The organism is Rhodanobacter sp. ANJX3 (genome assembly GCF_014200755.1).
Taxonomy (GTDB): Bacteria; Pseudomonadota; Gammaproteobacteria; order Xanthomonadales; family Rhodanobacteraceae; genus Rhodanobacter.
In genome coordinates this window covers 418,076-431,600 of sequence record NZ_JACHCM010000003.1, presented here as the reverse complement: position 1 = coordinate 431,600, position 13,525 = coordinate 418,076, and the positions used below count along the sequence as shown (strand labels likewise).

Genomic DNA, 13,525 nt, shown 5'->3' with positions numbered 1-13,525 from the left:
GCGTCGGCCTCAATGTGCGAGTGCGGAAAGCGGCAGCGGCTGCGTCGGCGGATTGCCGCCGCGGCATTTGATGACGCGCAGCTGCGCCGGTGCGGTATCGATGACGATGCGCAGGGCCGCCGGTGACGGGTTGGCCGCAGCTTTGGCATCGCGCAAGGCAAAGCCAAGACACTGCCCGGTTTCTGCGGCCACCTGCAGCCGACGCAGCGCGCGATCGTCGGCCTGCAGCGGCCAGCACAGCACGGCCGCACACGCCGCCGAGCGCAGGCATTGCTCGGTCGCCCACAGTACGTCGCGCGGCTGGGCCAGCACGATCTGCAGCCTCTCCAGGCGGACGCCGGCATTTGCCCAGGCGCTGGCAAACGGCAGGTAGGGCGGGGCGATCAGCACGATTTTTTCATCGGATGAGGCGTCGCCGGCTTGCGATAGCCGCGCCAGCGTGGGCCACAGCAGGCGCAGCTCGCCGATGCCGTCCATCGGCAGCAGCAATTCACTGAGCGCCGATTCCGGCCAGCCGCCGCTGGGCAGCTGGGCGTCGAGCGCGGCAAAGCCGGTCGGCTGCCTCGATGTCGGGCGCGCCTGTGGCTGGCCGCGCCAGACCCGGCGCGAATCGAGCAGGCTGTCGAGGGCAACGACGCTGGCCATCAGCCAGGCCTGATCAGGCCGGCGAACAGGCCTTCGATGGCGAAGTCGTTGCTGCGCGGATCGACCTCGATCGGGGCGAACGCGGGATTGCGCGGCAGCAGGCGGATGCGCAATCCCTTGCGCTCCAGTCGCTTGACGGTGAACTCGCCATCGAGCCGTGCCACCACGGTCTGGCCGCTGCGCGCTTCTGGCGTGCGGTGCACGCCGATCAGGTCATGCGGCAAAATGCCATCGAGCAGCATCGATTCGCCGAGCACTTCCAGCAGGTAATCGGGCCGAAGTTGAAACAGCGCGGCATCCAGCGAAACCTGGCGACGCACCTCGGCATCCGAGGCGATCGGTTTGCCCGCCGCCACTCGGCCGAGCAGGGGCACCTGCATTATTTTGGCCGGCGTCTGACGGTTGATCAGCCGGATGCCGCGCGCCTGACCGCCCAACCATTCGATATGTCCGGCCTTGGCCAGTGCTTCCAGATGCAGTCGCGCCGAGCGGTTCTGCCGAAAGCCCAGCGCCGCGGCAATTTCCATTTGCGAAGGAGGGTAGCCCTGCGCATTGATGTGTTCGCGCAGGTAATCGAGCAAGGTTTGCTGGGTAGGCGAGAGTGACATGGTACTAATATTAGTACCGTCCGGCGTCGATTATGCAAGTGACGGGCAGACAAGGAAATCGTGATCGGGAAGCCGCACGCGTACGTGCTTTGATCGCTCTGCGGTCGGCGCTCAGCTCAGCGCGCGATCTGCCGGGGCCAGGCATTCACCGAGAATTTCATTCATCAGCGCCTCGGCCTGTTCGTGCGTATGCGCGCGCAGCAGGCGCGAAGCCTGACGGCGCAGATGGGCATGGTCGAGCGTGGCCAGGCGGTCGCGCACGTGCAAAATCTGTGTGGGGTGCATGCTGAATTCGCACAGGCCCAGCACCAGCAGCAGCGCAGTGAAGTTCACGTCGCCCGCGATCTCCCCGCACAGGCTGACCGGTTTTTTGGCGCGGCGACCTGAGCTGATGACGTGCGACAGCAGCCGCAGCAGCGCGGGCTGCAGCGGGTTGTAGATGTTTTCCAGCGCGTCGTTGCCGCGATCGGCGGCGAGCACGTACTGGGCCAGGTCGTTGGTGCCGATGGCCAGAAAATCCGAGTATTCCAGCAGTGCACGCACGTTGATCGCCGCGGCCGGCACTTCGATCATCGCGCCCAGCGGTAGCTTTTCCGGCAGGTCGACGTTTTCGCGTTTCAACTCCTGTCGAGCCAGCCGGAACAGGGTGCGCACGGCGATCAGCTCGTCGGGCTGGGTAACCATCGGCACCAGCACGCGCACCGGGCCGTAGCAGGCGGCGCGCAGGATCGCGCGGATCTGCGTGGTGAACACGGCCGGGTAGCGCAGCGACAGACGCACACCGCGCACGCCGAGCGCGGGGTTTTCCTCGCCGCGCACGACTAGCCCCGCGGCATCGGCCTTGTCGGCGCCGAGGTCGAGCGTGCGGATGGTGACGGGGAGACCGCCCATGCCCATCACCAGATCGCGATAGGCGATGAACTGCTCGTCTTCCGACGGCAAACCCTTGTGGCGCAGGAACAGGAATTCGGTGCGGTAAAGGCCTACGCCGTCGGCGCCGCGCGAGCGGGCGGCGGCCACGTCGCTGACGCTTTCGGCGTTGGCGAGCAGGCAGATCTCGATGCCGTCGCGGGTGCGCGTGGGCGCATTGGCCAGCATGGCCAGGCGTCGGCCCTCGATCGCCGCTTCGCGCTGCCAGGCGCGGTAGCGCGACAAGTCCTGCGCGGTAGGATGAACGATCGCCTCGCCGCGCTCGGCGTCGAGCAGGATCAGGTCGTCGTCGTGAATGGTCGACAGCGCGTCGCGCGTGCCCACCAGCATCGGCAGGCCGAGGCTGCGGGCGAGAATCGCGCTGTGCGAATACGGGCTGCCGGAACTGCCGACCACGCCGAGCAGACCGTTGCCGGCCAGCTGCGCCATGTCGCCCGGCGCGATGCTGTCGGCAATAAGGATTTCGCCGACGCGTGCAGCAAGTTTGCGTTCTTCGGGGCTGGTCTGGCGCTGCAGCGCGGAGATCACCCGGTTGATGACCTGCTCGATGTCTTCCTTGCGGCTGCGCAGGTAGGGATCGTCCATCGCCTCGAACACGGCGGACAAACGATCGCGCTGTTTTTTCAGCGCGGCGCCAGGACGGTAGTGGCCGATGCGCACCATGTCGTCCAGACCGCGCAGCAGTTCGGCATCGTCCAGCAGCAGGCTGTGCGCGTCGATGAACTCGTTGACCTCGCGTGCCAGTGCGCCGTGCAGCTTGCCGCGCAGTTCGCGCAGTTCCTGCCGCGCGGTATCGAGCGCGCGGTGCAGCAGTTCGATCTGTTCCTCGACTTCGTCCTCGGCCAGCGGTCGGGTGTCGACGCTGTAGCGGCTCGGCTGCACCAGACGCGCGCGACCCAGCGCCATGCCGTGCGCCGCGATGGTGCCGCTGAGGACGTGCCTCATGGCGCGGCACTCGCCGCGCGGGGAACAGGGACGCGCGCAGCGCGAACGCCAAAGGCGGCCCGAAGGGCGAGTGGCGAAGCCGCGAGTAACGGGGAATGGGGAACGTTAAGCATAAAGGAGGAGCGGGGCAGCTTCGGATAGGTAAGAAAAAAAGCGCAGGGTCTCAAACACGCCTTATGCGTGCCGTTTCCCATTCCCTGTTCCCTGCTGGGCCACCTCGGGTGGTTTCCCGTTCCCTGCTTCACCTCATGCTCCTTCGTCGAACTTGCGCGCAAACAGATCCGCCACGGCGGTGACGGCGGCCTGCTCGTCCGCGCCGTCGGCGCGAATGATCAGCGGCGTGCCGATGCCGGCGGCCAGCATCATCACGCCCATGATGCTCTGGGCATTGACTTCGCGACCGCGGCTGACCAGCCACACGGTCGCCTTGAACCCCTGAACAAGCTGCACCAGCTTGGCCGATGCGCGCGCATGCAGGCCAAGCTTGTTGGAAACCACGATTTCTTGTTCAAGCATAAATAAAATCAGGCATGGTCGATAAAGATTCCGCCGCGTCCGCCGCTGGCCGCGATCTCGGCCAGTTCGTCCAGCGGTTTGTCGGCGTAATTGAGGACACGCAACAGCATCGGCAGGTTGAGTCCGGACACGCAGCGCAGGTGCACGCCGAGTGCGCCGAGCGAGAGACCGATGTTGCATGGCGTAGCGCCATACAGATCGGCCAGCACTAGGACACCGTCGCCGTGATCGAGTTCGCGCGCGTGGCGTGCGGTGAGTGTTCGCATCACGTCCGGGTCGGCCTGCGGCGGAACCTCCACCGCAGCAACTTGCAGCGGCAGTTTGGGCATGACGTGATGCGCGGCGGCGATCAGCGCATTGCCGACCGCTTCGTGTGTCATCAAAAGCACGCTGACGTTCATGCCGGTGACCCTGTAGTGATATGACGAGGCATGGTGGTCACTCGAGTTCGCGATGGAAGGTGAGTACGCCCTCGCGTTGGGCGCGAAAATGGGCGGCAAGTTTTTCGACCAGATAGACCGAACGATGGCGACCGCCGGTGCAGCCGACAGCGATGGTCATATAGCTGCGATCGTCCTGTTCAAAGCGCGGCACCCACGCGTCCAGCCAGCGTGCGGTGTCGGCAAAGTATTCGCCGACCAGCGGCTCGACGTCGAGAAAGTCGCGTACCGGTGCGTCCTTGCCGGACAGCGGGCGCAGATGCGGCTGCCAGTGCGGATTGGGCAGACAGCGCGCGTCGAACACGAAGTCCGAATCCAGCGGCAGCCCGCGGCGGAACGCGAACGACTGGAACATCAGTGTCAGCCCTTCGGTGGCCCGGGCGTAGCCGGTGGCGATAAGCCGACGCAGCTGATGCACGTTGAGCTCGCTGGAGTCGATCACCTTTTCGGCGATCGCCATCAGCGGCCGCAGCAGGCGACGCTCCTCGGCAATGGCGTCGGCCAGCGACACGCCGCGCATCGCGAGTGGATGGCGCCGACGGCTTTCCGAATAGCGTTTGATCAGCACTTCGTCGCGGCAGTCGAGAAAGACCAACTGCACCTGGACGCCGGCCGCGGCCAGATCGGAAAGCACCTGCGGCATATGCGCGAAGTCGGTGCCGCGGTTGCGGACATCGACGCCCACGGCAATGCGCCGATGCATGCCGCCGCTGCCCGGGTCGTCATGACCGCCGATCACCGCGTTGACCAGCTGCGGCAGCAGTGCCGACGGCAGATTGTCGACGCAATAGAATTCGAGATCTTCCAGCGCGCGCAGCGCCACCGTCTTGCCGCCGCCGGACAGACCGGTCAGCACGATGAGATGAATCTCGCGCGCGTCGACCAGCGGTGTGATCAGTGGTTTGCCGTCGTCAGTCATGCCATCACCACGGCGGTAGCCGGTTCAGTTGATGCGCCTGGCGATCGATAAAGGTCTGCGCCGGGTCGATGCCCTTGCTCTTCAGCGCGTGGCTGCGCACAGCGGCCTCCACCAGCACGGCGAGGTTGCGTCCCGGCGCCACCGGGATGGTGATCATCGGTACGGCCACGTCGAAGATCTCGCGATGGCCGATGTCGCCGGTGAGCCGGGTCAGCGCGTCGGTATCCTCACCGTCGCGCAATGGCTTGAGGTGGATCACCAGGCGCAGGTACTTGGACGGCTTGACCGACATGTGGCCGAACATCTCGCGGATGTTGAGCACGCCCAGGCCGCGCACTTCGAGCAGATCCTGCAATAGTTCGGGGCAGGTGCCGTCGATCACGTCCGGCGCGATAAGGGTGAACTCGGTGGCGTCATCGGCGACCAGGCGATGGCCGCGGCTGATCAGCTCCAGCGCCAGCTCGCTCTTGCCCGAGCCGGCTTCGCCGGTGATCAGCACGCCGATGGAAAACACTTCCAGAAACACACCGTGCAGGGTGGTCTTGGCGGCCAGTAGGCGCGCCAGGTGATATTGCAGATAGGTGAGCAGCTCGTGCCCACGCTTGGGGCTGATCCACAGCGGGGTATTGGTTTCCTCGGCGACTTCGCGCAGGTCCGACGGAATCGCCTGATCCTTGCTCACGATGAGCGCGACCGGCTGGTAGGCGGCAACCTTGTGGATCACTTCCCAGCGCTGGCGCGAATCCAGTCCGTCGAGAAAATTCAGTTCTTCGGTGCCGACGATCTGGATCTTGTTCGGGTAGATGACATTGAGATAGCCGATCAGCGATGGCCGGCGTGACTGCGTAGCACCGGGGTCCAGCGCACGCGCCTCTCCCCGCATGCCGGAAATCCAGCGCAGGCCCATGCGTTCGTGAACGCCATCGTAAAGTTGTCGCGCGCTGATTCGATCCAAGGCCAGTCCTTCGCGCCGCGATAACAGCCCGGTGGGCCGGCGCGGCAGCATGACCATTGTGCCAGTTTGGACGTGGCGGCGCTCAGGCTGCGGCCTTTCAGCCCAAGCCTTGCAGACGAATCGACCCGCCGTGCCACCGATCGCGGATCGATGGCGGGGCGGGCCGTAGCGTGGGGTTTACACCGCCAGGCGGACTTCGCGCGCCTCGCGCTGATGCTTGTCGCAGACTTTTTCGCGATGCTTGCGCAGCTGGCAGAGCAGCTTGTCGAACATCACATCGATGGAAACGTACATGTCGGTTTCAGCGGCTTCGGCGTGCAGGGTCGCGCCGGTGGTGGCCAGGGTACCTTCAACAAACTGCTGCAGCTTGTCGACGGAGATGACGACGGAGAGGCTGATCAGCCGGTTGTCCAGTCGTGTGAGTTTGTCGAGCTTGGCAGTGACGTGGTCCCGTAAGGCCTGAGTGACTTCAATATGCTGACCGCTGAGTTGGAATTGCATGGGCGCCTCCTCTGTTGGTGCATTTGCCGCATTTCGCGGCGGGTGCGACGGGCCTCTGTCATGCGGCAGGCGACGCGTCGTTTATCACTCTCTACAGGTATGTGGACGCTTTGGGCAGGGACAAGTTCCCTCCAGGATTCCGCGATCTGTCAGTTGGCGCGCTGACGTTCGCTGGAGCTGGGGATGCGCAGGCCTTCGCGGTATTTGGCGACGGTGCGGCGGGCAACCTGGATGCCTTTGCGATGAAGTTCCTCGGCGATGGCTTGGTCGGATAGGGGCTTGCGCGCGTCTTCGGCGCCGATCAGCTTGCGCAGCATCGCCTGGATTGCGGTGGCCGATGCGCTGCCGCCGTCTTCGGTGGAGACGCCGCTGGAGAAAAAATACTTCAGTTCGAACGTACCACGCGGCGTGTGCAAATATTTGCGCGTGGTCACACGGGAGATGGTCGACTCGTGCATGCCGACTTCTTCGGCCACTTCGCGCAGCACCAGCGGATGCATCGCTTCCGGACCGTAGTCGAGAAAGGCGCTCTGCCGGCGCACGATGACCTCGGCGACCTTGAGCAGCGTTTCGGCACGCGATTCCAGGCTCTTGATCAGCCAGCGCGCCTCCTGCAGCTGGCCACGCATCCAGCTGGCGTCTTCGCCGCGGGCGCGGGCGATCAGGCCGCAATAATGCTGGTTGAGCCCCAATTTGGGCTGGCAGTCGGCGTTGAGGCTGACCCGCCAGCGAGTGCCGTCGCGCAGGGCATAGACGTCGGGCGCCACGTATTCCACCGGCGTGGCGTCGAAGGCTGCGCCGGGGCGTGGGTCGAGACTGCGGATGAGCAGGGCGGCCGAGACCACGTCGTCTTCGGTGACGTGCAGACGACGTGCCAGGCGCACCCTGTCGTTGCGCGCCAGCAGCTCCAGCTCGGTGTCGACGATACGCAGCGCCAGATCGCGATGCGGCGTGTCGGCGGCGAACTGCTCCAGCTGCACGCGCAGGCAGTCGCGCAGATCCAGGCTGCCCACGCCGGCCGGGTCGAAGCCCTGCAGGCGCCGGCGCACGGCGTCTATTTCCTCAATGCTGGCGCGGATGCCTTCCGGCAGCGCCGTCAGCAGGGTTTCCAGACTCTCGTCGAGGTAGCCATCGGCATTTATCGCGTCGATGAGCACGGCGGCGATGGCGTGCTGGCGTGGATTGAACGAGGCCATGTTGAGCTGCCACAGCAGGTGCTGCTGCAGCGTGTCGGGCGCGGCGTTCTGCGGTTCGAAATCCTCGTCGCCGCGCGATGCCGTGTTGCTGGTCTTGCTGCCCAGGCTGCTGCTGGAAAAATCGATCGGCGATTCGGCCGCACCGCCGCCTTCGGCCCATTCGCCGGTGTCGTCGTTGCTGTTGTCGTTTTCGGTGCCCGCGGCAGCGCTGGGGCGCTCCGGATTGACGTAGTCGGTATCGTCATCCGCGCCGTCGGCCGGCTCGACATCCTCGCTTTCTTCGGCGAACTCGAGCAGCGGGTTGCTCTCGGCGATCTGACGCAGTTCCGCCTCCAGCTCCAGCTGCGAGAGTTGCAACAGACGGATCGCCTGCTGCAGTTGCGGCGTCAGGGTCAGCTGCTGATGAAGACGAAACTGGAGAGCAGGTTTCATGCCAGCCTGTTCGAAGGAACTGACCAACATCCTAACGCTTGGCTGCCGATGCGGCCATAGGCATGTGTGGAGGGCAAAGGTGCCAGCCTTGACCAGCGTCTCAAAGACGGAATTCGCGGCCCAGATAAACCTCGCGCACCTTCTCGTCGGCCAGGATATGCGCCGGCGTACCACGCGACAGCACTTCGCCGTCGTTGAGGATGTAGGCGCGGTCGCAGATGCCCAGCGTCTCGCGCACATTGTGGTCGGTGATCAACACGCCGATGCCGCGTTCCTTCAGGTGCCGCACGATGCGCTGGATTTCGCCGACCGAGATCGGGTCGACGCCGGCGAAGGGTTCGTCCAGCAGCATGTAGCGCGGCTGCGCGGCCAGCGCGCGGGCAATTTCCACCCGTCGGCGCTCGCCGCCGGATAGGCTGATGCCCTTCTGGTCGGCGATGTGCCCGATCTTCAATTCATCGAGCAGGCTTTCCAGCTCGCTGGCACGCTGCTGCTGGCTGAGTCCGTCGCGCAGCTCGAGCACGGCCATGATGTTGTCCGACACGCTCAGGCGGCGGAACACCGATGCCTCCTGCGGCAGGTAGCCGATGCCCAGTTTGGCGCGCGAATGCATCGGCAGGCCGGTGATGTCCTGCTTGTCCAGCTTGATGCTGCCGGCATCGGCCTCGATCAGGCCGACCACCATATAGAAGCAGGTGGTCTTGCCGGCGCCGTTGGGGCCGAGCAGACCGACCACTTCGCCCTCGCGGATCGAGAACGCAAAATCGCGCACGACCTGGCGCGCCTTGAAACTTTTTTGCAGACCTTCGGCAGAAAGCATCGGTTATGGCTGCTTCGATGAGGCGGGCGCGGGCGCAGCGGCAGGCTGCGGTTTGGGCAGGATGACCATATGGACCTGGCCGTCGCTACCGCTGGTGCCGGTCATCTGCTGCGTCTGCGTGTTGTAGGTCAACTTGTCGCCGTGCGACTCGCCGCGGCCCTGCTGGTGCACGACCGCATGGCCGGTCAGTACGGCGATGCCGTTGATATTGTCGTAGTCCAGCGTGTCGGCGTCGCCGGTCATCAGATTGCCGGCATCGTCGATCTGCTCGATGTGCGCGAGCTTGCCCGGCGCAGCCGTGACATGGATGTGGCTGATTTGCGTATTGGCGTCGATACTCACCAGCGCCTTGTCGCCCGTCATCTTCAGCGTACCCTGCGTCGCCGTGACATTGCCGGTCAGCGTGGTGACGGTATTGGGCAGGTTGTAGCCATCGATGGACTTGGCATCCAGGTTCATCGGCTTCTGCCGGTCATCCTGTCGTGCCATCGCTGGCTGCAGCGCGAGCAGGCTTAGCAGCAGCAGGCCGAGCAGAGGACGGTTTGGGTGTGCGCGGCGGGAAAGTGATGTGGGAAGCATCGAGCAGCTCCAGATGGTTGTCGTTGAGACTGGCACGCATGCCGATCCCACGCATTGTACGTTGGCCTTGCACGATATTCGCCGATTCGGCGGTTTCCATGCGCTGTTCTTTCGGCCACGCCGTCACTTCGGACGTGTGCATGATCGTTTCGGCCTGGGCGACGCCCTTGGTATCGATGTAGGCCGGGCGATGCAGGTAGACCGGTCCCTGCAGTTTTAGCAGGGTGCCTTCCTTGTTGACCCAGCCGTACAGCGAGTTGCCGTCCCAGTCGGGCAGGCCGGGAATCTTGGGCGGAAGCTGGAAGGTGGGCGTATTGAGATAGAGCGATTCATCGCCCTCGCGCCGTTCGATATGCGGCGACTGCAGCCGCATGCTCTGCTTGCCCAGCACGTCGTATTCGGTGACGTGGCTGTTGATCAGGGTGTAGCCGGAACGCGGCGGTCCGACAAAATCATTCGGCGCGACCGATGGCCCGATCCACCAAAGCAATAATTGACCCATGCCGGCCAGCAGCGCGATGGCCAGCGTCGCCGCCAGCAGTCCGCGGTCGCGAAGATAACGGCGCAGGCTCACTGGGGCGGCACCGCAGCCGCGTCTTTGCCCTGGGCGTGCAGGATGAGATCGCAGACCTCGCGGGCGGCGCCAAGGCCGCCGCCCTTGCGGGTTTGCCAGTGCGCCTGTTCGGCAACCACCGGATGGGCATTGGCGACAGCCACCGAGAGCCCGGCGAGTTTCATCGGCGGCAGGTCGGGCAGATCGTCGCCGATGAAGGCAGCCTGTTCGGTCGTGAGATGGAGTGCGTCCAACAGTTCGAGCAGGCACGCCGCCTTGTCGTCCTGTGCCTGGTAGATGTGTTCGATACCGAGTTCCTCGGCGCGCAGCGCCACCGGATGGCTGATTCGCGCGCTGATGATGGCCACCACCACGCCGTTCTGCTTCAGCCGCTTCAGGCCCAGGCCGTCGTGCACATGAAACACCTTGGTTTCGCGGCCGTCTTCGCCATACCAGAGCCGACCGTCGGTCAGCGTACCGTCCACGTCGAACACGGCGACGCGGATAGCGGCCGCACGGGCGAGAATGTCGGAAGGGACGTCGGCAAGGTAATTAATGGGCACGGGATGATGTTCTGAGGAGAGCCAAGTCAAGAGCGGCGTGTTTGATTTTTCTGATTTGCCAAGTCAAATCAGACCACGCGAGCCCGGAGCAGATCATGAATATTCAGTGCGCCGACCACGTGCTGTTCATCATCGACGACCAGCAGGGCGTTGATCTTGAGCTTTTCCATCAACTGCGCCGCTTCGGCGGCGAGCTTGCCGGCACCGATGGTTTTAGGCTCACGCGTCATCAGCTCGCCGACCTTGGCGCCGCGCAGGTCCACGCCGACATCGTCCAGCGCGCGACGCAGGTCGCCGTCGGTGAATACACCGAGCAGCCGCTGGTCGGCGTCCACGACGGCGGTCATGCCCAGATGCTTGCGGGTCATCTCGACCAGTGCGGTGGTGATGCTGGCCTCGGGCGATACGCGCGGCACATCGGTACCGCTGTGCATCACGTCGCTGATATGCAGCAACAGCCGCCGGCCCAGGCTGCCGGCCGGATGCGAGCGGGCAAAATCGTCCGAAGTGAAGCCGCGGGCTTCCAGCAGGGCGATCGCCAGCGCGTCGCCCAGCACCAGGGCTACGGTCGTACTGGTGGTCGGCGCCAGGCCCAGTGGGCAGGCTTCGCTGGTAATGCTGCCGTCCAGAACCACGTCGGCCTCGGTCGCCAGCGACGATTGGGACTTGCCGGTGATGACGATCAGCGGAATCCCCTGGCGCTTGATCATCGGCAGGATGAACAGCAGCTCGTCGGTTTCGCCCGAATACGACAGCGCCAGCACCACGTCTTCGGGCAGGATCATGCCCAGATCGCCGTGGCTGGCCTCGCCCGGATGCACAAAGAACGCCGGTGTGCCGGTGGATGCCAGCGTGGCGGCGATCTTGCGCGCGACGTGGCCCGACTTGCCCATGCCGCTGACCACGACGCGGCCCTTGCAGGCCAGGATGATGCGGCAGGCCTCGACAAACGCCGGCCCGATCCGTGGCCGCAGCGCCTCGATCGCCGAGGCCTCCAGCCCGATGACCGAGCGCGCGCTGCGAACGATGAGGTCCGGATCCAGGGCGACGGTAGCAGGCGGAGCGATGCGAGCGTTCATGAAGTCTCTAGCGTGGGAAAGTATCGGCAACCGGCGGTTTCAACCCGGCGCCATGATGACACCGAACAGCGGCAGCCAAGACGCGGGCAATGTGGCTGCCATTTCTGCGCCAGCGTATTTCCATTACCATGGCACATTCGTATTTTAACGTCATAAGCCGACGCGTTGGATTCCAACGTCGCCAAACCGGCCTATCGGCTGACGCCCAGTCAGCTTTCATTCCCGAGGAAATCCCCTTTCATGGATCCAGCCAGCATCCAGGCACTGATCGAAAACGGCCTGGCCGGCGCCCAGGTTGACGTCAGCGGGGCCGATGGCGTGCATTTCGAGGCCACCGTGATCGCCAGCCAGTTCGCCGGCAAGCTGCCGCTGGCCCGTCATCGTCTGGTTTACGCCACGCTGGGCGACCTGATGGGCGGGGCGATCCACGCGTTGGCGCTCAAAACACTGACTCCCGAGGAAGCCGCGGCGCGTCAGTAATGTTTTTGCATTAATTGAAGCGTCCGGCATGGATGCCGGTTTGTTCTTTGCGCTCACGGAGGAGCGTACAAACTTTAGGAACATGATGGCCAAGATTTTGATCAGCGGCGGCGTGCCGCTCAACGGCGAGGTCGGCATTTCCGGCGCCAAGAACGCCGTATTGCCGATACTTGCCGGCTGCCTGCTGGCCGACGAGCCGGTCAGCATCGGCAACGTGCCGCACTTGCACGACGTCACCACGTTTATCGAACTGCTGGGCCAGATGGGCGTGCAGCTGGTGCTGGACGACCGCATGAAGATGCACGTCGATCCGCGTACCACCAGCACCTGCGTGGCGCCGTACGATCTGGTGCGCACGATGCGCGCCTCGATCCTGGTGCTCGGTCCGCTGGTGGCGCGCTTCGGGCAGGCCGAGGTGTCGCTGCCGGGCGGCTGCGCGATCGGCTCGCGTCCGGTTGACCAGCACATCCGCGGCCTGCAGGCGCTGGGTGCCGAGATCACCGTCGAAAACGGCTATATCAAGGCTCGTGCGAAACGGCTCAAAGGCGCGCGCATCCTGATGGACATGGTTACCGTCACCGGTACCGAAAACATCATGATGGCGGCGACGCTGGCGCAGGGCACCACGATCATCGAAAACGCGGCGCAGGAGCCGGAGGTGGTCGATCTGGCCCACTGCCTGATCGCGATGGGCGCGCAGATCGAAGGTGCGGGTACGTCCACCATGATCATCCATGGCGTAGAGCGTTTGCACGGCGCCGAATACGAAGTGCTGCCCGATCGCATCGAAACCGGCACTTTCCTGGTCGGCGCGGCGATGACCGGCGGCAAGGTGCGCGCCCGCCATGCGCGCGCGGACACGCTGGACGCGGTGCTGACGAAGCTGGAACAGGCCGGTGCGCATATTTCCACCGGCCCGGACTGGATCGAGCTGGACATGCAGGGCCGCCGGCCGAAGGCCGTGGATATCAGCACTGCGCCGTATCCGGCCTTCCCGACCGATATGCAGGCTCAGTTCACTGCGCTCAACTGCGTGGCCGAAGGCACCGGCATCGTCACGGAGACCGTGTTCGAGAACCGCTTCATGCACGCGCACGAACTGCAGCGGCTGGGTGCGGACATCCATCTGGAAGGCAATACCGCCGTTGTCAAGGGCGTCAAGGAAATGAGCGGTGCGCCGATCATGGCCACCGACCTGCGGGCGTCGGCCTGTCTGGTGCTCGCCGGCCTGGTAGCCACGGGCGATACCGTAGTCGATCGCGTTTATCACATCGATCGCGGCTACGAGAACATCGAAGAAAAGCTGGGCGTGCTGGGCGCCAAGATCCGTCGACTGCCGAACTGATCAGCTGCCTGCAACTCCC

General features: G+C 64.7%; 16 protein-coding genes. 2 read left to right on the top strand and 14 right to left on the bottom strand.

Features of this window, described 5'->3' with window-relative positions; translation table 11 throughout:
* Window positions 1-9 precede the first annotated feature (9 nt).
* The 14 genes from imuA to HDE76_RS10485 form a co-directional block, all read right to left on the bottom strand.
* Entirely contained in the window at window positions 10-645 is a 636-nt protein-coding gene (gene imuA, locus HDE76_RS10550) for a translesion DNA synthesis-associated protein ImuA (protein ID WP_184507210.1), read from the bottom strand.
* Window positions 645-1,253, bottom strand: coding sequence for a transcriptional repressor LexA (gene lexA, locus HDE76_RS10545; RefSeq protein WP_184507207.1), 609 nt, complete (start codon window positions 1,251-1,253; stop codon window positions 645-647). The genes imuA and lexA overlap by 1 nt, the downstream gene beginning before the upstream one ends.
* Before the next feature lie 111 nt (window positions 1,254-1,364).
* The gene (gene ptsP / locus HDE76_RS10540; protein ID WP_184507204.1) at window positions 1,365-3,128 is read right to left on the bottom strand and encodes a phosphoenolpyruvate--protein phosphotransferase; all 1,764 of its coding nucleotides are present in this window, start codon (window positions 3,126-3,128) and stop codon (window positions 1,365-1,367) included.
* 246 nt (window positions 3,129-3,374) lie between these two features.
* Window positions 3,375-3,644 (bottom strand): HPr family phosphocarrier protein, encoded by a 270-nt coding sequence (locus HDE76_RS10535; RefSeq protein WP_179477656.1) that lies wholly within the window; start codon window positions 3,642-3,644, stop codon window positions 3,375-3,377.
* An 8-nt stretch (window positions 3,645-3,652) separates the two neighbouring features.
* Window positions 3,653-4,045 (bottom strand): PTS fructose IIA subunit family protein, encoded by a 393-nt coding sequence (locus HDE76_RS10530; RefSeq protein WP_179477655.1) that lies wholly within the window; start codon window positions 4,043-4,045, stop codon window positions 3,653-3,655.
* Between the two features lie 37 nt (window positions 4,046-4,082).
* Window positions 4,083-5,003 (bottom strand): RNase adapter RapZ, encoded by a 921-nt coding sequence (gene rapZ / locus HDE76_RS10525; RefSeq protein ID WP_184507201.1) that lies wholly within the window; start codon window positions 5,001-5,003, stop codon window positions 4,083-4,085.
* 4 nt (window positions 5,004-5,007) lie between these two features.
* Window positions 5,008-5,958: an HPr(Ser) kinase/phosphatase gene (hprK, locus tag HDE76_RS10520; RefSeq protein ID WP_179477653.1), complete on the bottom strand. Its 951-nt coding sequence runs from the start codon at window positions 5,956-5,958 to the stop codon at window positions 5,008-5,010.
* A 177-nt stretch (window positions 5,959-6,135) separates the two neighbouring features.
* Window positions 6,136-6,459: a ribosome-associated translation inhibitor RaiA gene (gene raiA, locus HDE76_RS10515; protein ID WP_179477652.1), complete on the bottom strand. Its 324-nt coding sequence runs from the start codon at window positions 6,457-6,459 to the stop codon at window positions 6,136-6,138.
* A gap of 149 nt (window positions 6,460-6,608) precedes the next feature.
* On the bottom strand, window positions 6,609-8,087 hold the full coding sequence (locus HDE76_RS10510) for an RNA polymerase factor sigma-54 (protein WP_184507198.1): 1,479 nt from the start codon (window positions 8,085-8,087) through the stop codon (window positions 6,609-6,611).
* Between the two features lie 100 nt (window positions 8,088-8,187).
* Window positions 8,188-8,907, bottom strand: coding sequence for an LPS export ABC transporter ATP-binding protein (gene lptB / locus HDE76_RS10505; RefSeq protein ID WP_179477650.1), 720 nt, complete (start codon window positions 8,905-8,907; stop codon window positions 8,188-8,190).
* A 3-nt stretch (window positions 8,908-8,910) separates the two neighbouring features.
* Window positions 8,911-9,396 carry a lipopolysaccharide transport periplasmic protein LptA gene (lptA, locus tag HDE76_RS10500; protein WP_255481537.1) on the bottom strand — a complete coding sequence of 162 codons (486 nt, stop codon included), beginning with the start codon at window positions 9,394-9,396 and terminating at the stop codon, window positions 8,911-8,913.
* Window positions 9,380-10,060, bottom strand: coding sequence for an LPS export ABC transporter periplasmic protein LptC (gene lptC, locus HDE76_RS10495; RefSeq protein WP_179477648.1), 681 nt, complete (start codon window positions 10,058-10,060; stop codon window positions 9,380-9,382). Before lptC ends, lptA begins: the two co-directional genes overlap by 17 nt.
* Window positions 10,057-10,602 carry an HAD hydrolase family protein gene (locus tag HDE76_RS10490; RefSeq protein WP_184507192.1) on the bottom strand — a complete coding sequence of 182 codons (546 nt, stop codon included), beginning with the start codon at window positions 10,600-10,602 and terminating at the stop codon, window positions 10,057-10,059. The genes lptC and HDE76_RS10490 overlap by 4 nt, the downstream gene beginning before the upstream one ends.
* Window positions 10,603-10,670: 68 nt before the next feature.
* Complete coding sequence (locus HDE76_RS10485) at window positions 10,671-11,681, bottom strand: KpsF/GutQ family sugar-phosphate isomerase (protein WP_179477646.1); 1,011 nt, start codon at window positions 11,679-11,681, stop codon at window positions 10,671-10,673.
* Between the two features lie 240 nt (window positions 11,682-11,921).
* Here HDE76_RS10485 and HDE76_RS10480 point away from each other — a divergent pair, with 240 nt between their 5' ends.
* Entirely contained in the window at window positions 11,922-12,161 is a 240-nt protein-coding gene (locus HDE76_RS10480; RefSeq protein WP_179477645.1) for a BolA/IbaG family iron-sulfur metabolism protein, read from the top strand.
* An 85-nt stretch (window positions 12,162-12,246) separates the two neighbouring features.
* Window positions 12,247-13,506 carry a UDP-N-acetylglucosamine 1-carboxyvinyltransferase gene (gene murA, locus HDE76_RS10475; RefSeq protein ID WP_184507189.1) on the top strand — a complete coding sequence of 420 codons (1,260 nt, stop codon included), beginning with the start codon at window positions 12,247-12,249 and terminating at the stop codon, window positions 13,504-13,506.
* The last annotated feature ends 19 nt before the right edge of the window (window positions 13,507-13,525 follow it).